At 68.1% G+C, this 23,194-nt stretch carries 21 protein-coding genes and 2 tRNA genes; 13 read left to right on the plus strand and 10 right to left on the minus strand.

The features are described from left to right. Nucleotides 1–4: 4 nt before the first annotated feature. Together LT970_RS07445 and LT970_RS07450 are read right to left on the minus strand one after the other, a co-directional pair. On the minus strand, nucleotides 5–1,615 hold the full coding sequence (locus LT970_RS07445; RefSeq protein ID WP_232685828.1) for a hypothetical protein: 1,611 nt from the start codon (nucleotides 1,613–1,615) through the stop codon (nucleotides 5–7). Further along, nucleotides 1,612–2,883, minus strand: coding sequence for a Single-stranded DNA binding protein (locus tag LT970_RS07450; protein ID WP_232685829.1), 1,272 nt, complete (start codon nucleotides 2,881–2,883; stop codon nucleotides 1,612–1,614). Before LT970_RS07450 ends, LT970_RS07445 begins: the two co-directional genes overlap by 4 nt. Before the next feature lie 105 nt (nucleotides 2,884–2,988). On the opposite strand from LT970_RS07450, the gene LT970_RS07455 reads away from it, so the two are divergent. Then, nucleotides 2,989–3,651, plus strand: a complete 663-nt coding sequence (locus LT970_RS07455) for a 2,5-diamino-6-(ribosylamino)-4(3H)-pyrimidinone 5'-phosphate reductase (protein ID WP_232685830.1) — start codon at nucleotides 2,989–2,991, stop codon at nucleotides 3,649–3,651. A gap of 35 nt (nucleotides 3,652–3,686) precedes the next feature. Here LT970_RS07455 and LT970_RS07460 read toward each other — a convergent pair whose 3' ends face one another. Both LT970_RS07460 and grxC read right to left on the minus strand, forming a co-directional pair. Then, nucleotides 3,687–3,971 (minus strand): DUF7545 family protein, encoded by a 285-nt coding sequence (locus LT970_RS07460; RefSeq protein WP_232685831.1) that lies wholly within the window; start codon nucleotides 3,969–3,971, stop codon nucleotides 3,687–3,689. 62 nt (nucleotides 3,972–4,033) lie between these two features. After that, nucleotides 4,034–5,362: a glutaredoxin 3 gene (gene grxC, locus LT970_RS07465; protein WP_232685832.1), complete on the minus strand. Its 1,329-nt coding sequence runs from the start codon at nucleotides 5,360–5,362 to the stop codon at nucleotides 4,034–4,036. Between the two features lie 184 nt (nucleotides 5,363–5,546). Between grxC and LT970_RS07470 the strand changes: the two genes are divergently transcribed. Further along, nucleotides 5,547–5,628: transfer RNA gene (locus LT970_RS07470), tRNA-Ser, on the plus strand. A 343-nt stretch (nucleotides 5,629–5,971) separates the two neighbouring features. Here LT970_RS07470 and LT970_RS07475 read toward each other — a convergent pair. After that, complete coding sequence (locus LT970_RS07475) at nucleotides 5,972–7,147, minus strand: methyltransferase (RefSeq protein ID WP_232685833.1); 1,176 nt, start codon at nucleotides 7,145–7,147, stop codon at nucleotides 5,972–5,974. Between the two features lie 455 nt (nucleotides 7,148–7,602). Here LT970_RS07475 and LT970_RS07480 point away from each other — a divergent pair, with 455 nt between their 5' ends. Beyond that, nucleotides 7,603–7,926 (plus strand): DUF5785 family protein, encoded by a 324-nt coding sequence (locus LT970_RS07480; RefSeq protein ID WP_232685834.1) that lies wholly within the window; start codon nucleotides 7,603–7,605, stop codon nucleotides 7,924–7,926. 24 nt (nucleotides 7,927–7,950) lie between these two features. Here LT970_RS07480 and udk read toward each other — a convergent pair whose 3' ends face one another. Beyond that, complete coding sequence (gene udk, locus LT970_RS07485) at nucleotides 7,951–8,613, minus strand: uridine kinase (protein ID WP_232685835.1); 663 nt, start codon at nucleotides 8,611–8,613, stop codon at nucleotides 7,951–7,953. Between the two features lie 246 nt (nucleotides 8,614–8,859). On the opposite strand from udk, the gene LT970_RS07490 reads away from it, so the two are divergent. Together LT970_RS07490 and LT970_RS07495 are read left to right on the plus strand one after the other, a co-directional pair. Continuing rightward, entirely contained in the window at nucleotides 8,860–9,420 is a 561-nt protein-coding gene (locus LT970_RS07490) for a CBS domain-containing protein (RefSeq protein ID WP_232685836.1), read from the plus strand. 203 nt (nucleotides 9,421–9,623) lie between these two features. Next, entirely contained in the window at nucleotides 9,624–10,928 is a 1,305-nt protein-coding gene (locus tag LT970_RS07495; RefSeq protein ID WP_232685837.1) for an ABC transporter substrate-binding protein, read from the plus strand. A 308-nt stretch (nucleotides 10,929–11,236) separates the two neighbouring features. Here the strand turns inward: LT970_RS07495 and LT970_RS07500 are convergent, their stop codons facing one another. Genes LT970_RS07500 through LT970_RS07515 form a run of 4 tightly spaced genes read right to left on the minus strand, consistent with a single transcriptional unit; the run spans nucleotide 11,237 to nucleotide 15,378 of the window. Further along, complete coding sequence (locus tag LT970_RS07500) at nucleotides 11,237–11,986, minus strand: ABC transporter ATP-binding protein (protein WP_232685838.1); 750 nt, start codon at nucleotides 11,984–11,986, stop codon at nucleotides 11,237–11,239. After that, nucleotides 11,983–12,849, minus strand: a complete 867-nt coding sequence (locus LT970_RS07505) for an ABC transporter ATP-binding protein (protein ID WP_232688690.1) — start codon at nucleotides 12,847–12,849, stop codon at nucleotides 11,983–11,985. The genes LT970_RS07500 and LT970_RS07505 overlap by 4 nt, the downstream gene beginning before the upstream one ends. Nucleotides 12,850–12,871: 22 nt before the next feature. After that, entirely contained in the window at nucleotides 12,872–14,215 is a 1,344-nt protein-coding gene (locus LT970_RS07510) for a branched-chain amino acid ABC transporter permease (protein WP_232685840.1), read from the minus strand. After that, the gene (locus tag LT970_RS07515) at nucleotides 14,212–15,378 is read right to left on the minus strand and encodes a branched-chain amino acid ABC transporter permease (protein ID WP_232685841.1); all 1,167 of its coding nucleotides are present in this window, start codon (nucleotides 15,376–15,378) and stop codon (nucleotides 14,212–14,214) included. Before LT970_RS07515 ends, LT970_RS07510 begins: the two co-directional genes overlap by 4 nt. Before the next feature lie 163 nt (nucleotides 15,379–15,541). On the opposite strand from LT970_RS07515, the gene LT970_RS07520 reads away from it, so the two are divergent. The 8 genes from LT970_RS07520 (at nucleotide 15,542) to LT970_RS07555 (ending at nucleotide 23,172) form a co-directional block, all read left to right on the plus strand. After that, nucleotides 15,542–16,738 carry a phosphoglycerate kinase gene (locus tag LT970_RS07520; RefSeq protein ID WP_232685842.1) on the plus strand — a complete coding sequence of 399 codons (1,197 nt, stop codon included), beginning with the start codon at nucleotides 15,542–15,544 and terminating at the stop codon, nucleotides 16,736–16,738. Beyond that, nucleotides 16,738–17,220, plus strand: coding sequence for a GNAT family N-acetyltransferase (locus LT970_RS07525; RefSeq protein WP_232685843.1), 483 nt, complete (start codon nucleotides 16,738–16,740; stop codon nucleotides 17,218–17,220). The genes LT970_RS07520 and LT970_RS07525 overlap by 1 nt, the downstream gene beginning before the upstream one ends. Before the next feature lie 11 nt (nucleotides 17,221–17,231). After that, a tRNA-Thr gene (locus tag LT970_RS07530) sits at nucleotides 17,232–17,305 on the plus strand. A 177-nt stretch (nucleotides 17,306–17,482) separates the two neighbouring features. Beyond that, nucleotides 17,483–18,430 carry a VOC family protein gene (locus tag LT970_RS07535; protein WP_232685844.1) on the plus strand — a complete coding sequence of 316 codons (948 nt, stop codon included), beginning with the start codon at nucleotides 17,483–17,485 and terminating at the stop codon, nucleotides 18,428–18,430. Continuing rightward, nucleotides 18,427–19,089 (plus strand): alpha/beta hydrolase, encoded by a 663-nt coding sequence (locus tag LT970_RS07540; protein WP_232685846.1) that lies wholly within the window; start codon nucleotides 18,427–18,429, stop codon nucleotides 19,087–19,089. Before LT970_RS07535 ends, LT970_RS07540 begins: the two co-directional genes overlap by 4 nt. A gap of 57 nt (nucleotides 19,090–19,146) precedes the next feature. Then, nucleotides 19,147–19,389 (plus strand): hypothetical protein, encoded by a 243-nt coding sequence (locus tag LT970_RS07545; protein ID WP_232685847.1) that lies wholly within the window; start codon nucleotides 19,147–19,149, stop codon nucleotides 19,387–19,389. 87 nt (nucleotides 19,390–19,476) lie between these two features. Beyond that, nucleotides 19,477–20,475, plus strand: coding sequence for a DUF5784 family protein (locus LT970_RS07550; protein ID WP_232685848.1), 999 nt, complete (start codon nucleotides 19,477–19,479; stop codon nucleotides 20,473–20,475). Nucleotides 20,476–20,769: 294 nt separating this feature from the next. Beyond that, a complete protein-coding gene (locus LT970_RS07555; RefSeq protein ID WP_232685849.1) occupies nucleotides 20,770–23,172 on the plus strand; it encodes an ATP-dependent DNA helicase in 2,403 nt (800 codons plus the stop codon). Nucleotides 23,173–23,194: the final 22 nt, after the last annotated feature.

Genomic DNA, 23,194 nt, shown 5'->3' on the forward strand with positions numbered 1-23,194 from the left:
CCGCTCAGATGGCCTTCAGGTGGTCGTCGCCGGACTCGTAGCAGCGCCCGCCCATGAGCGCGGACTGGATGGCGTCCTCGATCTCGCCCTCGTCGGCGTCGTACTCCTCGGTGGCTGCCGTAATCACTTCGTCGCGTGGCGCCCCGTCGCCGTCGTCGAGTTCCGCCATCAGGTCGACGACGGCGTCCTCGAGGTCGCGTTCCATCGAGCCCGCCTCGTCGTCGTCCATCTCGGACTGCGCGTCGTCGTACTCCTCCTCGGTGAACTCCTCGGACGTGTCGACGTCCTCGACGTCGCCCTCCGCGTCCGGGAGGTCCTCGCCGTCGTCGAAGTCGCCGAGTTCGTCGCTGTCGGCGTCGCCGCCCTCGACGTCGGTCGAGTCGGTTTCGGCGTCTGTCGCCTCCGTCCCGAGTTCGGAGGCCGCGTCGTCCTTGGTGTCGGCGTCCGCTGCCTCCGTCGATCCGGTAGCGGGTTCGTCTGGTTCCGGTGCTTCGATGTCGGCCTCACCGGCGTCGGGGATGTCCGACCCGGAGGAGAAGCCGACGTCGAAGTTCTCCTCTACTTCCTCGCGTTCCTCCTCGGAGAGTTCGTACATCTCGCCGTCGGACTGTTCGGCTTCGGCCTCCCCAGAAGCGGCCTCCGTCTCCGCTGACGCGGCTCCGTCCTCGTCGTCCGCCACGTCGGGGGCCTCGGCGGACTCGGCAATCTCGGACTCCGCCTGGTCGGTGGCCGCCTCGGCGTCCGTCGGTTCGGCGCTCTCGGCCGCCGTCTCGTCGGTCTCGGCTTCGGCAGCCGTATCGCTGGTCACCGGTTCGTCGGTCGCTTCACCGGTTTCAGAGCCAGATTCGTCGGTCTCCTCGTCTGTTCCGACTTCCGCGTCCACGTCGATGGTGTCGGCGAAGTCGAGGGGTGTGTCACCGCCCTCGTCCGGCGCGATCGACAGCCCCTCGACCTCGTCGAGGTCGCCGGCGACGACGCGGGCGGCGTCGAGTGCGAGGTCGCGGACGCCCGCGAGATACGCGGGCGACGTATCGTAGTGATCGAGCGCGAGTGGGATGCCCGCAGCGAGACCACCCTGGACGCCAGCGGCCTCGAGTACGCGACGCAACTCGTCGCCTCGCTCCACGCGCTCGTGGGCGGCCGCCATCGTCGCCACGCGGTCGACCGTCTGGTCGGCGGTCGTGACCACCCAGCGGTCGCGCGTCTCGGCGTCCACCTCGCTGACGCGCTCCGGGCGAATGGACGTGTAGACGACGTCCGCGTCGTCCGGTTCGAACGTGCGCGCCTTCCCGGTGACCGCCACGAACGACGGCGTCTCCGCGGCCTCCAGAGAGGCGAGGGCTTCCGGCTGGTACTGGCCGGCGTACACGACGAACGCGCCCGTCGGGTCGACGATGCGCGCGCGCACCACGTTGTCGTTCACGGGTTCGACCTCGGTCAGGACGCCCACGACGAACACGCGGTTGACGCGCGCGCCGGTCGGCGTCACCACGTAGTTCGGCGCGCGCTCCTCGTCGGACTCGGCGTACGAGTAGTCGGCGTCGTCGAACTCCGCGGCGAACAGACGGTAGGCGACCTCACGTCGGTTGATCTCCTCGTCGCCGTTCGAACTCATGCGTCCACCTCCTGAAGGAAGGCCTGCGCACGCTCGGCGGGGTCGTCGTCCACAGCGTCGAACTCGATGGTCTCGAGGTTCGCGCCGTACTCGTCGACTGAGAGGTGACCGCGAACGCGGTACTCGCGGCCTTCGAGATTCTCCGCGATGGTGTCGGCGACGACCTCCTGGTCCATGGCGTCGCGGGCCTGCTGGCGCGCGTCCTCGATGTCACCGCCGTACACCATCTCGGTCAACTCGCGGTCGAGGACCGCGGTCACGGTGTCTGTGCCGTCGTCGAGAATGGCCTTCACGCGCAGGTCGTCCTCGGCCTCGACGTCGCCGTGCTGCCGACACTGGCCCTTCTGGACGACGCGCCCGCACTCCGGGCAGCGCTGGATGAGCCCGGAGCCATCCCGTACTTCGATGACGTTCCCGAGCAGTTCCACGTCGTACGCGCCGCCGCGCCCGACGGCTTCACGCACCGTGAGTCGCGTCGGCCCGCCGACCTCGACGTCGCGGTCGAGGGGCCGCACGGTCGTGAACTCCGAGACGTTGACGGACGGGACGCCGCGGAACTCCCGGACGTGGACGTCCTCTAAGCGCACGGACGCGCCGGCTTCGAGTTCCGCGTGCGGGTCCCAATCCGTGAACGGGAGGCGCGCGGAGTCGTCGCCGAGCACGCCGCTCAGAATCTCGGTCTCGCCGTCGCGGCCGTCGATGGTGCGGGTCTCCACCTCGGTGACCTGCACCTCGACGTTCCGGCCGCGATCGCCCGGCGCGAGTTCCGAGAGCGAGCGGTCGCCGCCGACCTCCTCGGACACGTCGAGGGGTTCGGCCGCGGCCTCCACGGTGGAGGACTCCCCGAAGTTCAGCTCCGGGTGGCCCTCCCACTCGCGGACGCTCGCGTTTCCGATGGTCACAGTGTCGCCGGGGTTCAGGCTGAAGTCCTCCCACGCCGTGTACGATATCTTCCCGGTCTCGTCGGCAAGTTCGCCCTCGAAGATGACATGGTCGTCGCCCTGGTAGCGGATCGAGCGCTTGCCCGCGGTCAGCACCGTCACAGTGACGGTGACGTTCCCGGTGTCCGTGTCGATGTCGCCGATGGACGCCGACGTCGGTCCGCCCGACCCGCCACTCGAGCCACCGCCGTGCTTCCGCCGGAGGCTCTGTTTGGCCTCCTCTACGGGCACGCTGTACTCAACGAGATTCTGCAGGTCTTCTTTGACCTCCGCTTTGTCTACACCGAGGTCGGAGGCGAGCTCCTCGGCGTGGTCGTCGAGACTCATACGTTCTGGACTCCGGCGTGCTGGCTTAAAAACATTCCCGCGCGCGGGTGGAATACCCCGCTAACAGCGAAACCGGTTTCCCGCTTCCCTCGCCTACCTTCGGGCATGCACGTCGTCGTGAACGCCGCGATGAGCGCCGACGGAAAGCTCTCCACGTACCGGCGCGAGCAGGTCGCCATCAGCGGCGACGACGACTTCGACCGCGTGGACGCGCTGCGCGCGGACGTCGACGCGGTGATGGTCGGCGTCGGCACCGTCCTCGCGGACGACCCATCGTTGACCCTCGACGACCCTGAACGGGTCGCCGCTAGAGAGGAGTGCGGCGAAGCACCCCACCCAGCGCGCGTCGTCGCGGACTCCCACGCGCGCACGCCCCCAAACGCCTCGATTCTCGACGACACCGCGGAGACGTTCGTGTTCGTCGCCGCCGAGGAACCCCAGAGTCACGTCGAAACGCTCGCGGACGCCGGCGCGACCGTGCTCGTCGCAGGCGAGAACCGCGTCGCGCTCGACGACGCGCTCTCGCAACTCGAATCCCGGGGCGTCGACCGGCTCATGGTCGAAGGCGGCGGCGAACTCATCTTCTCGCTGTTCGCGGACGGCCTCGTCGACGAACTCTCCGTCTACGTCGGACCGACGGTCATCGGCGGGCGCGACGCCCCCACACTCGCGGACGGCGACGGCTTCGTCGAGGAGTTTCCGGACCTCGACCTGCGCGACGTCGAACGCATCGACGACGGCGTCCTGTTGCGGTACGACTGCTCGTAGCGCGAACAGCTGGAGAAACAAAGAAACCGCCCGGTTCAGTGCTGGTGGCCGGTCGCCTCACCGAACGTCATCCCGAAGCGCTCCTCGAATCGTTCCATCGTCGCCGCCTCGATCTCCTCGAGTTCCTTGCTCGGTTCCTCCTCGCCGTGCGCGACGAGCATGTGCGCGCGCTGGGTGAACGCCATCAGGGAGATGTCTCCGACGACCTGCGCGTCGGATTCGTCGTCTTCCTCGGAGAACACCTCGACCAGTTCGGCGGGGAGTGTGAGTTCGTCGGTGTTGCCGTCTGCGTCCTCGATGGTGAACGTCGCGTCGTTCATGTCGCTACCGAGGAGCGCGCCCGCAAAAGGTGTGTGGTTACGAACTCCGAGCGAGAACGGTCTCAGTCGTCCGCCGGCGCCGCCTCGCCGCCCTCCTCCGCGGACACGTCCGCCGCGCGTTCGAGGTACTCGTCGGCGTCCAGCGCCGCCTTACAGCCCATTCCAGCGGCGGTGACGGCCTGCTGGTAGTGGAAGTCCACCACGTCGCCGCCCGCGAAGATGCCGTCGACGTCCGTCGCCGTCTGGTCGCCGCCCACGCCGCCGCGGGTCTGGACGTACCCTTCGTCGTCGAGTTCGACGTCCGTGTCCTCGAGGTACTCCGTGTTCGGCGTGTGGCCGATGGCCACGAAGAACGCGCCGACGTCGAGGGACAACTGCTCGGTCTCCTCACCGTCGAGTTTCGCGGTCGGATGACCTTCGGGGTGGCTGACCAGCGAGACCTTGTCGACGCCGCCGTCCGCCGACCCGTGGATCTCCACGGCCTCCGTGTTCCACAGCACCTCGATATCCCCGTTCTCGACGTTCTTCTGGAGTCGTTCCTCCCAGTAGTCCTCGGCGCGCAGTTCGTCACGACGGTGGACGAGGTAGACGGTGTCCGCGAACTTCGTCAGGAAGTCGGCCTCCTCGGCCGCCGCGTCGCCGCCGCCCACGACGACCATGTCCTCGCCCTTGAAGAACGCGCCGTCGCAGGTCGCACACGTGGAGACGCCGTACCCCATCAGTTCGTCCTCGCCCGGGATGCCGAGCGTGCGCGCGCTCGCACCGGACGCCGCGATGACCGCGTCCGCCGTGTACGCGGTGCCGTCCGACAACTCCACGCGGAACGGCCGCACCGAGTCGTCGACTGACTCCACGACGCCGTGCTCCAGGTCCGCGCCGAAGCGCTCGGCCTGGGCCTTCATCTCGTTGATGAGATCTGGCCCCGAGATGCCCTCCGGGAACCCCGGGTAGTTCTCTACTTCCGTGGTGAGCGTGAGCTGGCCGCCCGGCTCGTCGCCCTCCAGCAGCAGCGGCTCGTTGTTCGACCGCGCCGCGTAGATGCCCGCGGTGAGCGCCGCGATACCCGTCCCCGCAATGACGAGACGGCGGTGCTCCTCGACGTCGTCCTGGTCGCCGCCGTCGGCCGCCAGCCCCAGCATCTCGTCGAGTTCCCCGGACTGGTCGAGTTCGTGGGTGTCGTCCCACCCACCCACGAGTTCGTCGTCGACGAACACCTCTGGCGCGGTCTCCCGACCATCGGCGCGCTCTGTCATCTCCTCGAAACGCTCCTCGTCACCCGTCACGTTGTACGTCACGTAATCGACGCCTTTCGCGTCGAAGAGGTCCTTGGCCTTCTCGCAGTACGGACAGTCTGTCTTCGTGTAGATTTCTACGCGAGGCTCGTCGCTCATGTCCGTATATCGAGGACCGACCGGTTTGTAGATTGCGCTGTACGGGAACAGTGCCGGTAGTACCGAACGTCGAGAGTGGCCGGACAACCGACTGCTCGGATCACCCCGGTGACCGACAGCCACACCACATCCGCCCCGGCAAACGATACTTTCAACCGTCCCGCCGTCTCACGTTCTCACGCGCGGTGAGGTGGCAGAGCGGCCTAATGCGCCGGTCTTGAAAACCGGTGGCGTCAGCCTCCTGGGTTCGAATCCCAGCCTCACCGTAGTACTGAGAACCGTGACGCGCAGCTCCGTCTGCGCGTCACCGTTCGAGGGTCGCGTGTGAGCGGGATTCGAACCCTGCAAGTCACAGCCCGCGAAGTGAGCGCAGCGAACGAGCAGGAATGTCTTGCTCCGGTTCGAATCCCAGCCTCACCGTAGTACCTTTTTGCCAGGTCGCGCGCCGGGGGCGCGACCTGGCAAAAAGCTACGCTAAAAAGCACTCCTCACCCCCCTTTGGGGGTTCGTCGGCCCGCGCTCACTTCGTTTGCGCGGGGAACAGCGCGCTTCGCGCGCTGATGCTTGTCTTAGGAGGATTGTTGGGGGTTCAGGTGAGAGATTCGGTGGTCAGGTCGCGTGGAGTACGACGTGTTCGTCTCCGTCAGCAACGCGCTCGACCGCCTCGAACGCGCCGAGTTTCGGTCTGAGGTCGAGGTCGCGATGGTGGACGAGCCAGCAGTCGCCGCCCGGGGCGAGCACGTCGCTGGCGCCGTCGAGCAGTTCCTGGAGCACGTCGTCACCGGCGTGCGTCGGCGGATTCGAGAGGATAGTGTCGAACGTCTGGTCGCGGACGCCGGCGAGGCAGTCAGCGGTGACGACGGTGCCGTCGACGCCGCTCGCGGCGAGGCTTCGCTCCGCGCACTCGGTGGCGACGCGGTCGTCGTCGGTCAGCCAGACCTCGCAGTCGGCGGCGCGCGCGGCGTACGCGCCGGCGGCGCCGTAGCCACAGCAGAGGTCGAGGACGCGCTCGCCGTCCTCGACTCGCGCCGTCTCCAGCAGGAGTCGAGTGCCGTGGTCGAGTGCGGACGCGGCGAACACGCCCGGCGCCGTGACCAGCGAGAGCGACACGCCGTCGACGGTGGGGGTGAGTTCGCGGTCACCGGCTAGTTCGGCCGGGGCGAACTGCTCCGGACGGGTCGCAGCGAGCAACTGGCAGCCGTTGCGCTCGTCGAGCGTATCGACACTGCCTGCGAGGTGCTCCAGCGTGGACGCGTACCGGGACGCCCCCGCGTTCCGCATGGCGGCAACGTAGAGTCGGCTGCCGGGCCGGAGTCGGTCGAGCGCGTGCGCAATGCGCTGGTTCCCTACCTGGAGGGGCGTGTACGGCTTCGGTGCGTACGCGGCGGCGTCGAACGTGGCGTCGAGCGCGCCAGGGTCCGTAGCCAGCGTGACGGGCACGTCGGCGCCGTTCGCCGCGGCGTTCCGCTCGCAGAGCGCGGCTGCCCGGGCGCTCGATTCGGTCGTCTGGACGGCGTCCGCGACGCTGGCCAGGACGGTGGCGACGACGCCGTAGTTCCCCTGGGCGACGAGCAGGTCACTCGGGTCCGCGGTCCAGAGCGCGTCGACGAGCAGGAGTTCGGCGTCGCGGAACGCCTGCTTCGAGCAGACGCCGTCCGCGGTACGGAACGCGAACGTCGACGGGCCGCGGTCGACGCGGGCGTCGAGCGCGAGTTCGTACGGCGCGCGTCTCACGCCGACCACCCTCGTTCCGGGGTCCTGGTCGATGCGGGCGTGGGCGGCCATCGACGTGGCGATGATGCCGGTGAGGGTGATGCCGGTAGCGGCGATGTCGGCTGGCGCAGTAGCTGTCGGCGATTCAGCGGTCGAGTCGGGAGATTGCGTGACACTGGTGTGAGTTCGGCGGCTCGCGTCGGTGGACGAACGGGGCGACGCGCACCGTACCCAGCGTTCTGCGACACGCGCGGCTGGGTGCGGGGCGCGAGCCTGGTGCCGATCAGCGTGACGCCGCAGCGGTTCCGACCCGGTCGGTCAGACGCGTCGCGTCGCCCACAGTCGGCGAGCCGGCCGAACCACACCGTCTGCAGTGAGAGTCAGCAGCGGGTGGTCGACCTGAAGGTCGTGTGCAACTACGCTCGTGACTGCTTCCTCGTGGCATTAAACGTTTCCCCTGGGGACGTGGCGTTGGGCCTGCGCACCGATGAGAAACCGTTTTGGGTCTGCCGCGGGAGCGTTCGGGTATGGCAGAGATGGAAGACCGCTCGGGGCGGGACTGGGTTCACGACCCGGACGGGGAGAAGGGCAGCGAGGGCGGCCGGAACTACGGCATGGCCGTGCTCTCGAAGATGGTCGACGAAGACGAGGACTTCCCGCTCCGGAAGGCGGAGTTCGTCTCGGAGTTCGGCGACTGGCCGGTGCGGCTCAACCACCGGAAAGTGGTCTCCGTGGAGGACATCTTCGAGCACGTCACCGAGGAGGAGTTCGAGACGAAGGTGGCGTTCCACAAGGCGACCGGCGACGCGATGCGGGGCGCGGACCTCTGGGAGTACCACCCGGGCGAGTAGCGAACGGCGTCGGCGCTGTTGTTCCTAGCGTTCGAGCGGTTCGTCGTCCTCGCGGGCGACCCAGGCCGCCATCTCGGAGGACTCGGCCTGCACTTTCTCCTCTAGGAGGTTCACGGCGACGGAGTTCGCGCCCTCCGGGATGATGATGTCGGCGTCGGACTTCGTGGGTTCGATGAACTGCTCGTGCATCGGTTTCACCGTCGAGAGGTACTGGTCCATCACGCCCTCCAGGTCGCGGCCGCGCTCGACGACGTCGCGCTCGATGCGGCGCAGGATGCGGACGTCGGCGTCCGTCTCCACGTAGATGTGGAGGTCGAGCATCTCGTTGACGGCCTCGTCGTACAGCGCGAGGATACCCTCGAGGACGATGACGTCCGTGGGTTCGACGGTCACGCGCTCGTCCTTCCGGAGGTGTTCCTCGAAGTCGTACTGGGGCATCTCGACGGCCTGCCCGGAGAGCAGTTCGTTCAGGTGGTCGCGGAGCAACTCCCACTCGAACGCCGACGGGTGGTCGTAGTTCACCGACGCCCGCTCCTCGAAGTCCATGTGCGAGAGGTCCTCGTAGTAGTTGTCGAGCGGAACGAGGGTGGCGGCGTCGCCGACGGTGTCCGTGACTTCGTGAGCAACCGTCGTCTTCCCCGCGCCCGTCCCCCCGGCGATGCCGATAGCGAACGACGGGATGGTCATCGGTGGTAAAACGCGCCGGCGAGGTGTTGAATCCAGCGTTTCGGCCGCCGAGTCGAGGAGACTGAGTCCACGGTTGCTTTCCACTGACCTGCGGCCACCGCCCGCTGGGGCCACCCCGTCTGCTCGAGACTCGTCTGCGACGACAACCCGGCGTAGTGGCTCTACGACAACCCCGTGTAGTACGCCATTTTCCGGGATAGGCGTTTCGGGGACAGGCTTTAGCCCGAGTGTGTGGTACGTTGCCACATGACCCGTCTCGCGCTCAGGGACGTGATGTCCCGCGAGTACGTCGGCGTCAGCGAGTCGGACGGACTCCTCGACGCCGTCGAACTGATGCGAACCGAAGACACCAGTAGCGCCGTCGTCCTCCGGGGGAACACACCCGTTGGTGTCGTCACCTCGGAGGCGGTTCTCGACCTGCTGGTCGACGGTGGCGACCCCACTGCGTCGCCCGTCGAAGCCGCGATGGAGAACACGCCACCCGCGCTCTCGCCGGCGGCGTCAGTCGCCGAGGCGGCAGAGTTGATGGGGCGAACGGGCGACGGTCGCGTCCTGGTCGCCGACGACGACGGCATCCACGGCGTCGTGGAGGCTCACGACCTCACGTCGGCGGTGACCCAGCGCGACGGGCCAGCGGCGGAGGCGGGCCCAGGGGGAACTGCCACCCCGCCATCCGCCGACGCCAGCGGTGGCACGGCAACCGACGAGTACTCCGCACAGAGCATCTGCGAGGCGTGTGGCAGTCTCGCTCGGGAGCTCGCTAACGTCAACGGACAGTTGCTCTGCTCGGACTGCCGGTCGGTCTGACCGACCCGGGCGACGCCGCAGCGAGGACCCTCGGCGTCGACAGACGAAGAGCAGGTGGCGTCCGGAGCGCCCGGAGCGAGACGGGCTCTCGACCGGAGCGGACGCACACGGAATCACGTGTCTGCTCCGCTTCCCGTCAATTACTTCGGAGAATCGTGTACTAACCGGGATACATTTATACGGTTCGAGAGTAATCTTGGCCCATGTCATCAAGACTCAATCGGCGTGACGTGATTCGCGGCATCGGCGCGGCCGGCGTAGCCACCATCGCCGGATGTACGGACGGCAGCAGCGGCGGCGGCGGCACGACCACAGATTCGACGACAAACGGTGGAACGACGACCGGCACGACAGGTGACGGCGGCGCCAGCGCGTCCCGGACGCTCAAGCAGGGGGTGTTGCAGCCGACGACCGGCGGCCTCGCCGACCTGGGCGTCCCGATCAAGAACGCTGCCGTGCTTCCCCAGGTCGTCCTCGAGGGGCAGACCGACTTCGAACTCGACTTCTCCGTCCAGGACACCCAGACCAACCCGAACGCGGGACAGTCAGCCGCACAGACGCTCCGGAACGGCGGCTACCCCGCGGTCACCGGTGCGGCGTCCTCCGAAGTGACCATCGCGGTCGCGAAGAACGTCTTCATCCCGTCGGGCATGGTCGGCTGTTCGCCCGCAAGCACGTCGCCGGCCATCACCGACCTCCAGGACAACGGCCTCATCTTCCGGACGTGCCCGACGGACGCGCTCCAGGGCCAGGTGCTCGCGCAAGTCGCCACCCAGGAACACGACGCGTCGACGGCGGCGACGATGTACGTCAACAACTCCTACGGCCAGTTGCTCTCCGAGAGTTTCGTGTCGGCGTTCCAGGAGCGAGGCGGGTCGATAACCAACCAGGTGTCGTTCCAGAAGGCCCAGTCGTCGTACACCTCGCGCATCCAGCAAGCGCTCTCGGGCGACCCCGACACCATCATCGTCATCGGCTACCCGGAGAGCGGCATCCAACTGTTCAGTGACTTCTACAGTGACTTCAACTCGAACATCCCCATCCTCGTGACCGACGGCCTGCGCTCCCAGACGCTTCCGTCGGACGTCGGCAACCCACTCGACAACGTCACGGGCACTGCGCCGCTCGCGGCGGGCCCGGGCCGGGAGTACTTCGACGAACAGTTCCAGAACGAGTACGGCAGCAAACCCGGCGTGTTCACCGCGCAGGCCTTCGACGCCACTGCGGTCTGTCTCCTCGCGAACGCCGCCGCCGGCGAGAACTCCGGCAACGCCATCGCCGGGCAGATGCAGGCCGTCGCCAACCCGGGCGGCGAGGAGGTCACGCCGAGCACGCTCGCGGACGGCCTCTCGATGGCCGCGAGCGGGACCGAGATCCAGTACTCCGGCGCGTCCAGCGCGGTCGCGTTCGACGACAACGGCGACCTGAAAGCCGCGACCTACGAGCACTTCGGCTTCCAGCAGGGCGGCGGCATCGAGACCCTCGACGAGATCCAGTTCAGCGCGTAGGACCCCAGACGTCCTTTTCTATCGAACCGCCGAGAGCAGTCGAACTGGCGAGGGCGGGTCGCCAGTTACGCGGCGCTGACGGCGTGGTCGACTGAGTACGTGAGCGAGCCCAGCAATCGGTAGCGTCTCTGGAGGGTTCGGGCCTCGTCGTTGCAGTGGTGTTCGTCGCTGGTGTGATGGCGATGTTCCTCGCCGCTAGTCGTAGCCTCTGACAGTCGCTCTAGACGCCCGGGTGACGAGTCCCGCGCCAGCCGACCGGGTGACGACACCCGCACTAAACGACCGAGTGACGCGAACTCAACGCCGGGTCATCCGCCGAGGAACTCCCGCCTGACCGACTCGTCCGCGAGCAGCGTGTCGCCGTCGTCCATGTACCTGTTCTGGCCCTGCACGAGCACGTAGCCGCGGTCACAGCGCCGGAGCGCCTCCTTGGCGTTCTGCTCGACCATCAGCACCGACGTGCCGTCGTCGTTGATTCGGTCGATGCGGTCGAACATGTCCTCGACGAGGTCGGGCGCGAGGCCCGCCGAAGGCTCGTCGAGCATCAGCAGGTCGGGTTCGAGCATCAGCGCCCGCCCCATCGCGAGCATCTGTTGCTGGCCGCCGCTCATCGACCCCGCGGTCTGGTCCTCGCGCTCCTCCAGGATGGGGAACCGGTCGTACACCCGCCGGAGGCGGTCCTCGGGGACGCCGTCGAGGACGTACGCGCCCATCTCGAGGTTCTCGCGCACGGTCAGGCCCGCGAACACGTTGCCCGTCTGTGGGACGTACCCGATGCCCTCGTGGATGATGTGCTCGGGTGCGCGACCCTGTATCTCCGCGTCACCGAACGCGATGGACCCGCCCATGTACGTGGTCAACCCGAAGACGGACTTCATCACCGTCGACTTCCCGGCGCCGTTCGGGCCGACGATGGTGACGTACTCGCTGTCGCGCACGTCGAGGTCCACGCCGTCGAGTACCTGCAGGTCGTCGTAGCCGGCGTCGAGGTCGCGGACCGAGAGCAGGCCTGCTTCGTCGTCCGGGAGCGCCGCGTCCCGGGAGGCCTGTTGGCTCACACTTCACCCCCGAGATAGGCCTCGATGACGTCCTCGTTGTTCCGGATCTGTTCGGGCGGCCCCTCGTCGAGGACCCGCCCCTGGTGCATGACGATGACGTGGTCGCAGTTCTCCATGATGAGGTCCATGTCGTGTTCCACGAGCAGGAACGTCAACCCCTCCTGCTCGCGGAGTTCGTGGATTCGGTCGAGTAACTTCGCCTCCAGCGTCGGGTTCACACCCGCGAACGTCTCGTCGAGTAACAGCACCTCTGGGTCGGTCATCAACGCACGCGCGAACTCCAGGAGTTTCCGCTGTCCGCCCGAGAGGTTGCCGGCGTACTCGCTGGCGAGGTGGTCGATCTCGAAGAACTCCAGGATCTCCCAGGCGTCCTCGCGGAGCGCCCGCTCCTCCTCGACCACTCGGCTCCGGAGGCCCGGCAGCACCGAGCGCGTGATGGATTCCCCTGATTGGCCGCCGGGGGCGAGCATCACGTTCTCGAGGACGGTCATCGCCTCGAACTCGCGGGCGATCTGGAACGTGCGCACGAGGCCGCGCTGGGAGACGGCGTGCGGGCGGGAGCCGGTTATCTCCTCGCCCTGGAAGTACACCTTCCCGGAGTCGGGCGTTTGCACGCCCGTCACGAGGTCGAACGTCGTCGACTTCCCGGCGCCGTTCGGCCCGATGAGTCCGGTCAGCGAACGCTCCTCGACGGCGAACGAGGCGCCGTCGACCGCGGTGATGCCGCCGAAGCGTTTTTCGAGGTTCTGGACGCGCAGCGGCAGGCCCTGCGGGACCTTCTTGGCTCCCTGCTCGACGGCCGAGTCCCGGCTCTCCGGGTCGGCGGTTTCGTCGGGTTCCGGGGCGTCCTCGGGGACGTTCACGTCGGCCGGACTGCGGTCGCCGTCACTCACCGTCACCACCCCCGGTTCCGAAGTCACCGGAGCGGCCACCGTCCGCGGCGGCAGCCCCCGACCCCGGCCGCGTGTCGTCCGTGAGCGGCACGGTGGCGGCGGTCTCCGTGCGGTCGCCGAGCAACCCTTCGGGCCGGCGCTGTATCAGCACGACCAGCAACACCCCCATGAAGATGAACCGGAGCGTGTCCACGTTCGACAGCAGGAACGCGGCGAACGGACCGAGGTCACCGCTGGCCAGAGGGACCAGCGCCTCGACGAGGTTCGCGGGGTTCGCCGAGAACTGGAAGGATTGGGAGAGGATGCTCGATATCAGCGGGGGCGCCTCGAACAGGAGCGCCGCGAACACGATGCCGCCGAGCACGCTCCCCGTGTTCGACCCTGCGCCGCCGATGATAAGCGCGATGAAGATGTAGAACGTCAACTGCGGCCGGAAGTTCGTGGGTGAGACCGTCGAGCGCGGCCCCATCGCGTACCAGAGGATGCCCGCCAACCCCATCAGCCCGCAGCCGAGCGCGAACGCGCGAATCTTGAAGTTCCGCGTGTCCTTCCCGAGGGACTGGGCCGCCACCTCGTCCTCGCGGATGGCCTTCAGCACGCGGCCGAACGGCGACCGGCCGGTGCGTTCGAGCAGGAAGTAGACGAGCACCAGGGCGACGAGGACGCCGAGCGTGTAGACGATGTTGACGGCGATTGGTTGTGAGACGCCGAGGTCACTCGCGATGGAGAACACGACGTTCCCTATCGCGGTCGGCTCCGAGACCGGGTTGTCGGGCTGTTGGAGCAACAACAGCCTGGCCGGGTCGGGCGGGAGGTTGTCGAAGCCACTCGCGCCGCCGGTGATGTTCGCGAACGCGGGCGCGTTGTACGTGATGCGGATGATCTCGGATATGGCGACCGTGACGATTGCGAGGTAGTCCGCCTTCAGCCGGAGCGCGGGGAGCGCCGCGACGAGTCCGACGAGGGTCGCGGCGAGGACACCACCGAGGATGCCGAGCGGGAGGGGGAGTCCGAACCCGGACGGCGACCCGGTGGCGGGTGCCGAGAGCATCGCCATCGTGTACGCGCCGACCGCCATGAAGCCCGCGACGCCGATGTTGAACAGCCCCGCGTACCCCCAGTGGAGGTTCAACGCGAGCACGGCGATGGCGTAGACGGCGGAGAGGAACGTCACCCTGCGCAACGTCGCGACGATGCCGTTGACCGGGTAGCCGAGCTGGTCGCCGAGCACCCAGAACAGGGCCCAGACGGCGGCGAACAGTAGCGTCACCTTCACGGCGTCGTTCGTGAGGACGCGTTCGAGAACGTCGACGGGGGAGGAACGCGTCTCCGTCATGCGGTCTCCACCCCGCCGAAGATGCCCGAGGGCCGGAACAGCAGGATGAGTATCATCAGGCTGAACGCCGCCGGGTCGGTGAACGCGGCGAAGTCGCCCTGGAGCCACACCATCGACACCCGGCTCGCGAGCCCGATGATGATGCCGCCAGCGATGGCCCCGTAGACGGAGCCGATGCCGCCCATGATGACCGCCGCGAAGATGAGCAACAGGAGCCGCCAGCCGGTCGTGAACCCGAGTCCGGCCTGTGACAACACGAGCAGGAACCCGGCGGCGCCCGTGAGTCCCGCGCCGAGCATCCACGTAGAGCGCACGACGCGCTCGGTGGGGATGCCCGAGATGCGCGCGAGGTCGCGGTTGTCCGCCATCGCGCGCATCGCCTTCCCGAGTCTGGTCTCCTGGAGGAGCACGTGCATTCCGAGCATCAACGCGACGGCGACCACGACGAGTGTCACCTCGTGGAGGTCGACGATGACGCCGCCGAGCACCACCGACGGCAGATTGTCGCCCGACGGGACGATGCGGCGGCTGTTCCCGAACACGAGCGCGATGAAATACCGGAGCGCGAACGCGACGCCGATGGACGCGATGAGCAGGGAGATGCCGTCGGCGTCGCGCATCGGCCGGTAGACGACGCGGTCGAGCGCGAGCGCGACGAGGATGGTGGCCGCGATGGAAGCGAGCAGACCGAACACGACGGCGACCGGCGATGTCCAGATGCTCGCGCCGACGTCTCCCGGCGGTGCGCGGAGGAGCACGAGGCTCACAGCGTCGATCGCGCCGAATCCGGCGATCAGGTACGCGACCGCCCACCCGGAGAACGCGCCTGCGGTGAGGTAGTCGCCGTGCGCGAAGTTCGCGAAGTTGAGGATACTGTACGTCAGCGAGAGGCCGATGCTCGCCAGACCGATGACGAGGCCGACGACGAGGCCGTTCCAGACGAATCCAGCGAGGCGACCGACCGGGAGTTCCCCGCCGAGGTAGAGGACGGGGAGTCCGACCTCGACGACCGGCAGCGTGCCGCCGAAGAGGCTGAAGCCGACGCCGAGCAGTTTCAGGCCGAGGTCCACGATGAGTACTGCAGTGAACACTGCGACGACCACGACGCCGGGCCGGTCGACGACGAACCGTCGACCCTGTATCACTGACTCACTTACACCCATGTTTCCAATTCACATGGTAACTCTGGCAGGAGAGGGTAATAAACCCATCCTCATTTCGGGCGGGTTCACGACGGCAAACGAGAATGATAGGCGGCCCCGACCCGCGTCTGGTCACGACGCGGACAGTAACGATTATGCAGGGGCGTGGACTCGATTCCACCGTATGGCGATACGGACCCTCGACGACCTCGCCGCGGCGGACGCCGCGGTCGGAGTCCGGGTCGACTTCAACAGCCCGCTGACCGGGGACGGCACGCTCGCCGACGACGCCCGCCTACGGGCCCACGTGGACACGCTGGACGAACTGGTCGAACGCGGGGCGCGGGTCGCCGTGCTCGCCCACCAGGGCCGGCCCGGTGGCGAGGACTTCACGCGCCTCGAAGCGCACGCAGAGCGCCTCGGCGAACTGCTCGACGCCGACGTGTCGTACTGCGACGGCACGTTCTGCACAGACGCTCGGCAAGCAGTCCAGGGCCTCGACGCCGGCGAGGTCGTCGTGCTGGAGAACACGCGCTTCTACAGCGAGGAGTACATGGAGTTCGAGCCCGAGCGCGCCGCTGAGACCCACCTCGTGGAGGGACTCGCGCCAGCGCTCGACGCCTACGTAAACGACGCGTTCGCCGCGGCCCACCGCTCCCAGCCCTCGCTCGTCGGCTTCCCGGAGCGGTTGCCCGCGTACGCCGGACGGGTGATGGAGCGCGAACTCGACGTGCTCGGTCGCATCGAGGAGACGCCGACGCCCCGGGTGTACGTCGTCGGCGGCGCGAAGGTGCCGGACTCGGTGACGGTCGCGGAGCACGCGCTCGCGAACGGCCTCGCCGAGCGCGTGCTGGTCACTGGCGTCGTCGCGAACGTCTTCCTCGCCGCGGACGGCGTCGACGTCGGCCGCGCGAGCACCGAATTCATCCACGACCAGGGGTACGAGACCGAGATCGAGCGCGCGGCGGACCTGCTCGCGGAGTACGGCGACCGCATCCAGCTCCCGCTCGACGTCGCGGTCGAGAGAGACGGCGAACGCGTCGAACTCTCGGTCTCGGAACTGCCGCCGGGGCGCGACGAGGCGGTCATGGACGTCGGGAGCGACACCGTCGACGCGTACGCCGACGTGCTCGCCGACGCGGGCACCGCCGTCCTGAACGGTCCAGCCGGCGTCTTCGAGGACGAGACGTTCGCCGATGGGACGCGGGGTGTGTTCGCCGCGGCGGCGAACGCGGAGTACAGCATCGTCGGCGGCGGCGACACCGCCGCGGCGATCCGGAAGTTCGGTCTCACAGGCTTCTCACACACGAGCACTGGTGGGGGCGCGGCGCTCCGCCTGCTCACGGGCGAGTCCCTGCCCGCAGTGGAGGCGTTGCGGTGATGGACGTGACGGCTGCGACCGGGGCGGACGTCGCAGTCGTTGCGGACCTCTGGGTGGACCTCGCGAGCGAGCAACGCGACCACGGCTCGCACCTGCACGCGGAGGCGAACCGGCAGGCCGCCCGCGACCTCATCGCGCAGTACGTCCACGCGGAGGGCTGTGCGGTCGCAAGAGAGGGCGGTCACACCGTCGGCTTCGTGATGTACCACGTCGAGACGGGAATGTACGAGACGGACTCGACCCGCGGCGTCGTGGACAACCTCTACGTCGTGCCGGCGGTCAGGAACCAGGGCGTCGGCTCCGCGCTGCTGGACCACGCGGAGGCCGACTTGCGCGAGGAGGGCGCGGACGTGCTCGCGGTAGAGGCGCTCTGGTCGAACGAGGCCGCTCGCCGGCTCTACGAGCGCCGCGGCTACGAGGGCCACCGCGTGACCTACGAGCAGTCGGTGGAAAACGATACGCACTCAAGGGACGGCGACTAACCCGGAACTGCGCCAGGGGAGCTTGGGCGGTGCAAGCACTCGATTTGTAATCGAGAATTCGTGGGTTCAAATCCCACCCCTGGCTCTCTGCAACTACGTCGCCGAGCACCGGCTCCGTCCGGTGCGAGCGACGGACGCTGTCGCCAGCGGTGGGATTTGAACCCTGGAAGACGAGCGGTAGTGAGTCTTCCATCGGTTCAAATCCCCTCATGCCAAGCGGATATGTGCGCTGGAGCCGAAGTACGGACGTCTGAGACAGAGAATGCTCACAGATACTTCCGGCATCCACCACGTCACGGGCATCGTTCGCGACGCGCAGCGGAACGTCGAGTTCTACGCGAACGTGCTCGGTCTGCGCCTCGTGAAGCAGACGGTGAACTTCAACGAGAAGTTCACACGCCACTTGTTCTACGGGGACGAGACGGGGTCGCCGGGCACCGGGCTGACGTTCTTCCCGTATCCCGGAGAGGAGCCGGGGCGGGAGGGGAAGCCACAGGTCAGTAGCGTCTCGCTCGTGATTCCGCGGGGCGCCGTCGACTACTGGCAGGAGCGACTCACCGAACACGGCGTCGACGTAGAGGGACCGTTCGAGCGGTTCGAGGAGTCGGGGCTCCGGTTCCGCGACCCGGACGGCACGCGTCTCGAACTCGTCACGGGGGAGTCGTCGGTCGAGCCGTGGGACGGCGGTCCGATTCCTGTCGAGCACGCGATTCGCGGTATCGACGGCGTGACGCTGCTGTCGGCGAGCGTCTACGTCACCGCGAGCCTCCTGGAGACGCTCGGCTTCGACCTGCTCGACCAAGAGAGCGACCGGGTTCGGTACCAGGCGCCCGGCGACCGCGCGACCGTCGTCGATCTGCTCGACCGGGACGCCGAGTTCGGCCGCGAGGGCGCGGGGTCGTTCCACCACGTCGCGGTGCGCGTCGAGAGCGAGGACGAACTCTACGAGTGGCACGACCTCTTCCGGGAGCGCGGCTACGACGTCTCCCGGGTGAAGGACAGGCATTTCTTCCACTCGCTGTACGTACGCGAACCGGGCGGCATCCTGTTCGAACTCGCCACGGAGCGGCCGGGGTTGACGGCCGACGCCGACGTCGACACGCTCGGCGAGTCGCTGTACCTCCCGCCGTGGCTCGAGGAGGACCGAGAGATGATCGAGGGGCAGCTTCCGCCGCTCGACGTGCCCGCGATACTGGAGGCGTCGGAGTGACCGACCCGTTTCTCGTCGAGTTCGAGGACGACCCGCACCGCGGCCAACCGCTCGAAACCGCTGGCGCGCCACCGGAGGCGGCGGAAGCGGCCGTTGTGATGCTCCACGGGCGGAGTTCGACGGCGAAGCACGTACTCGGGTTGATCGATGAGTTCCATCACCACGGCGTGCTGTACCTCGCGCCGCAGGCCGCCCGTCGGACGTGGTATCCGCGGTCTGGGTACGCGCCGTTCGAGGAGAACGAACCGTGGTTCTCGTCCGCTCTGGAGCGCGTTCGGGACGCACTCGACGTGGCGGCCGACGCGGGCGTACCGCCCGAGCGGGTGCTCGTCTTCGGATTCTCCCAGGGTGGCTGTCTCGCGTGCGAGTTCGTCGCGCGGAACCCTCGTCGCTACGGCGGCCTCGTGGCCTTTTCGGGGAGTCTACTCGGCCCCGAGGTTCGCGGGGAGCGCGACGGCAGTCTCGACGGGACGCCCATCTTCCTCGGGTGCAGTGACGACGACGAGTACGTTCCGGACGGCCGCGTTCGGGAATCGGGGAGCGCGTTCGAGCGGCTCGGCGCCGACGTGACGGTGCGACTCTACGACGGCCTGGGCCACGAGATGAACGACGACGAGATTCGGCGACTCGACGCGCTCGTCTCGAACCTCGTGGCGTGACGGCGTCGAAGCGGAGTCGGCGAAAAACACATGGCCCCTCGAATGGTACGGTTTATCATGCCACAGGGAGCGGGCGAACTCCGCCTCGGAGAGCGAGTGCGCGTCACCCGCCAGGACGGCGAGCGGGCGAAACTCGCGGTGTACGGCTACCGACTGCACGAGCACTACGGCGACGACGGCGTCGTCACGGGCGTCGTGGAGTCCGAACACGGAATGCGGTACGTCGTGCGCTTCGACGAGTACGGCCGGGACGCGCTCCCGTATCACCGGGAGGAACTCCGGCGCGTCGAGGCTGTGTGACGACGCAGCGAGGGCGGAAGACCCAGGTGACCGGCAGCATCTGAGGCGTGACGATAGACGTATCTGTTCCCCGAGACTAGACCAGGTGTGGCTCAGCCGTTGCGATTCAGGCGGTCGCACGAGGGCTGGAACAGCGACCGCGTCGACGCACGCATCTACTCGGACCTGGACGACAACCTCGGCGCAGAGTCCTCGTCGCCGTGGTTCAAGCCGCCCTCGGGGTACGAGGCGCGGCGCTTCGACATGGACAACGGCGACACGGCGCTGTTCGCGTGGAACGACGACGGCGCGTGGTGGATGGGGAACACGGAGACGCCGGAGGTGCTGTGGCGGACGAACAAGCAGTCGTTCTCCGAGGCTCCCTACGAGGTGACGCGGTGGGCGCAACGCGAACTACTCGCACAACTCCACGACGAGGACCCGTGGCTCGCGGACTACCCGTACGTGTCGTGGTTCTTCCTCCCGGTGTTCCTCTCGAAGGACGGCCGGGAGACGACGCGGGCGTTCTTCGCGGACGAGTCCGCTGGATTCCCGGACGCCGACCCGGAGGACGCACTCGACTTCTACGAGAACGTGCTGAAGACGGTCCCACTCGACGACGACCGGCACATCATGGCGGGGAAACTCGGCTCCTCTTCGTACCTCGATCTGGCGCGGGCGAACGGCGCGATGGGCGAGTTCGACGCCGCGTGGCTGCTCACCGAGGCGGGCTACGAGATCACGCCCGAGATCGAGGTGACGACCGGGCACTTTCTGGACTTCCGCGCGGACCGCGACGGCGAGCAGGGCGTGCTCGCGGAGGTCACGCGGCCCGTGCCGACGAACGACCGCGCTGCGGGCACCCCGGTCGCGGCGGTGAAGGACACCGCCCAGACCAAGACGAGCGGGCAACTCGACGCCCACGCCGGCGGCGTCGCGCTGTTCGTGGACTGCACGTCGTTCCCGGACGACGACTGGGCGAGCATTCGGGCGGAGGAACCCGAGGTCCACCACCGCCCGGCCGTCGTGTTTCGGGTGCGCCCGGACGGCTCCGTCGAGGGGTACACGAAGGGCGCCGTTCCGCTCGACCTCCCGCAACTCGACTGACGGCGGCACCGTTTTCCGAGACGGCGACACTGTTTTGCCGGTCTTGACCGACGCTTTCGCGTGCGAACTCGAAGCAACTCGGACGACGATGGCGACGGCACGCTCTCGGCGTCCGCGAACGCGCTAACGGCGACCGTAGACGGGCTCGCAGTCGTCTTCGCGTACGCGGACGGTAGCGACCAACGTGACAGTTCGCCAGTACCGCCACGACGTGCGCATCGGCGAGGCAGACCGCTGGCTGTAGCCGCCGCGATTCCGCAACTTCTTACGGCAGGACGCCCCACCAAATAGCGAATGGCCGACGACGGCGACGAGCCGGGGTGGCGGGAGTTCTTCGGATTCGACGCGCCCTACGACCAGCAGGCGGACGCCATCGACGCCGCCATCGACGCGGGTGAGCGCGGCGGCTACCTCGCGATGGAGGGGCCCTGTGGCACCGGGAAGACGATGGCCGCGCTGACGGCGGCCGCCCACCACGTGCGCGACACCGAGGACTACGAGCGCGTGCTGGTGGTGACGCCCGTGAAACAGCAACTCGAGCAGTTCGTCGCGGACCTCCGGCAGATGAACGCGGGGCTGGACGACCCGCTTGACGGCGTCGCGCTCGTCGGGAAGCGCGACCTCTGTCCGTACGGCCGCGAGGACGCGTTCCCGCCGGATTCGAGCGTCCACGACCGCTGCGAGGACCTCCGTGAGAACACGGCCGGCCTCGTAGAAGGAGACGATGGACAGTTCGACGGGCAGGACGCTCGTGAACTGACGGAACTCCGCGCGGACGAAGCGCTCGACGACCCGTGGTGGGACCCCGTACTGGGCCGGGACCTCGCGCGCTCCGCGCGGGCGGACGGTGACGGGCGACTCGACACCGGGTCGCTGGCGACGGCGGACGCGGAGTCGCCGTACATTCCCCAGCAGCCCAGCGCACCCGAGGACCTCGCGGAGGGCGACCCGCCGCTGTTCTGCCCGTTCGAGGCGGACTGGTACGGCCGGAACAAGGGGTCGCCCGTCGGGTTCGAGGAGGGGCGGCACAACGTCGCGACGAGCGAGGACTTCCTGCCCGCGGCGGTCGAACACGGCACCTGCCCGCACCGCGTCCAGCAGGTGATGCTCGACCACGCGGAGGTGGTCATCGGGAACTACAACCACCTCTTCGACCCCAAGACCCGGGGACTCACCGAGCACCTGCTCGACGAGCAGACGTTCGTCATCGTGGACGAGGCCCACCGCCTCGAGGAGCGCGTTCGGGACCTGCTCTCGGACCGCGTGGGCCGGCACACCCTCGCCCGCGCTCGCAACGACCTCCGAACGCTGCTCACGCAGGCCAAGCAGAGCAGCCAGAACCGCGAACAGGTCAAGGACCACCTGGCGAGCTACGACCTCACCCTGGACACCGTCGAGCGCGTCGTGGAGTTCCTCGGCGACGTGCTGGAGTGGCTGGACGACCGCGTCGCGGAGTATCTGGCCGAGGAGGGGTTCTCGCCGAACCAGCCCCGCGGTCTGCCGGAGCGCGACCACGAGGTCCCGCTCCGGGACCCGGAGACGGACGAGCCAGACGACCTCACGGAGTGGGCCGAGCAGAACGGCTACACGGGTGGCCTGTGGCGCTCGCTGGCGAACGTCGGGAGCGCCGTGGAGGCGATTCTAGAGGACGACGGCGAGCGCTCGGCGGTGTGTGGCGCAGTCGGTATCACGCTCCAGCGGTGGTGGGAGCGCGACCACGCGACGTACTTCCGGGAGATTGAGCTAGAGTACGCGCCCAAGGAGTCCGGGCGGGCGGGCGCGCCGTGGGCGGAGACGTACACGCCGGCGCTCGTCACGTACAACTGTATGCCCGCGAGGGCGCTCCGCGAGACGTTCGCGGAACTGGGCGGCGGCGTGTTGATGAGCGCGACGCTCGAACCCCTCGACGTGTTCCGCGAGGTCACCGGCCTCGACCGTCTGGAGGCGGGGGCCGGCGACGGCGACCCGAAACCGATCGTCGAGCGGCGCTACGACCTCCGCTTCCCGCGGGAGAATCGCGCAAGTTTCCTCGTGGATGCCACGCCGTTCACCGCGCGAAATCGTGGCGACCCGAGTCCGGACAACGACAACCGGACTCGAGAAGAGTACCGCTACGTCCTGCGGACCGTCGCGCGCTCGCCCGGCAACGTCCTCGTCTGTATGCCGAACTACCGGGAGGCCGAGTGGGCTGGAAAGTATCTCCGTGGCGAAGTGGAGAAGGACGTGCTCGTGGACGAGTCCTCCTCGAACGAGGCGACCGAGGAGTTGAAGCGGAAGTTCTTCGCGGGCGACGGGAAGGTGCTCGTCACGAGCACGCGCGGGACGCTCACGGAGGGCGTGGACTACGACGGCGAGAAACTCGCGGCGTGCGCAGTGGTCGGCGTGCCGCTCGTGAACGTCGGGTCGCCCCGCGTCCGGGCGGTCCGGCGGGCGTACGCCGACGCGTTCGGCGAGAACCACGCCTTCGAGTACGCGCTGACGGTGCCCGCGGTGCGACGCGCACGGCAGGCCATCGGGCGCGTGATCCGCGGCCCGGAGGAGGTCGGCGCGCGCGTGTTCGTCGGACGGCGCTACGTCGAGGGCGCGCCCCGCTCGGTACACGGCTACCTCGGGCCGGCCGAACGCGAGGAGTTCACGCGGATGACGCCGGAGTTCCTCGGTCCGCAACTCGAGCACTTCTGGTCCAATCAGGACTGAGTACGGGTCTCAAGAACGGAAC

Source organism: Halobacterium zhouii (assembly GCF_021249405.1).
GTDB classification, from domain to species: Archaea; Halobacteriota; Halobacteria; order Halobacteriales; family Halobacteriaceae; genus Halobacterium; species Halobacterium zhouii.

What these genes read in the sequence shown, in the direction of transcription:
- LT970_RS07445 (WP_232685828.1), bottom strand. Translation starts at nt 1,615, where the DNA reads ATGAGTTCGAACGGCGACGAGGAGATCAACCGACGTGAGGTCGCCTAC.
- LT970_RS07450 (WP_232685829.1), bottom strand. Translation starts at nt 2,883, where the DNA reads ATGAGTCTCGACGACCACGCCGAGGAGCTCGCCTCCGACCTCGGTGTA.
- LT970_RS07455 (WP_232685830.1), top strand. Translation starts at nt 2,989, where the DNA reads ATGCACGTCGTCGTGAACGCCGCGATGAGCGCCGACGGAAAGCTCTCC.
- LT970_RS07460 (WP_232685831.1), bottom strand. Translation starts at nt 3,971, where the DNA reads ATGAACGACGCGACGTTCACCATCGAGGACGCAGACGGCAACACCGAC.
- grxC (WP_232685832.1), bottom strand. Translation starts at nt 5,362, where the DNA reads ATGAGCGACGAGCCTCGCGTAGAAATCTACACGAAGACAGACTGTCCG.
- LT970_RS07475 (WP_232685833.1), bottom strand. Translation starts at nt 7,147, where the DNA reads ATGGCCGCCCACGCCCGCATCGACCAGGACCCCGGAACGAGGGTGGTC.
- LT970_RS07480 (WP_232685834.1), top strand. Translation starts at nt 7,603, where the DNA reads ATGGCAGAGATGGAAGACCGCTCGGGGCGGGACTGGGTTCACGACCCG.
- udk (WP_232685835.1), bottom strand. Translation starts at nt 8,613, where the DNA reads ATGACCATCCCGTCGTTCGCTATCGGCATCGCCGGGGGGACGGGCGCG.
- LT970_RS07490 (WP_232685836.1), top strand. Translation starts at nt 8,860, where the DNA reads ATGACCCGTCTCGCGCTCAGGGACGTGATGTCCCGCGAGTACGTCGGC.
- LT970_RS07495 (WP_232685837.1), top strand. Translation starts at nt 9,624, where the DNA reads ATGTCATCAAGACTCAATCGGCGTGACGTGATTCGCGGCATCGGCGCG.
- LT970_RS07510 (WP_232685840.1), bottom strand. Translation starts at nt 14,215, where the DNA reads ATGACGGAGACGCGTTCCTCCCCCGTCGACGTTCTCGAACGCGTCCTC.
- LT970_RS07515 (WP_232685841.1), bottom strand. Translation starts at nt 15,378, where the DNA reads ATGGGTGTAAGTGAGTCAGTGATACAGGGTCGACGGTTCGTCGTCGAC.
- LT970_RS07520 (WP_232685842.1), top strand. Translation starts at nt 15,542, where the DNA reads ATGGCGATACGGACCCTCGACGACCTCGCCGCGGCGGACGCCGCGGTC.
- LT970_RS07525 (WP_232685843.1), top strand. Translation starts at nt 16,738, where the DNA reads ATGGACGTGACGGCTGCGACCGGGGCGGACGTCGCAGTCGTTGCGGAC.
- LT970_RS07535 (WP_232685844.1), top strand. Translation starts at nt 17,483, where the DNA reads ATGCTCACAGATACTTCCGGCATCCACCACGTCACGGGCATCGTTCGC.
- LT970_RS07545 (WP_232685847.1), top strand. Translation starts at nt 19,147, where the DNA reads ATGCCACAGGGAGCGGGCGAACTCCGCCTCGGAGAGCGAGTGCGCGTC.
- LT970_RS07555 (WP_232685849.1), top strand. Translation starts at nt 20,770, where the DNA reads ATGGCCGACGACGGCGACGAGCCGGGGTGGCGGGAGTTCTTCGGATTC.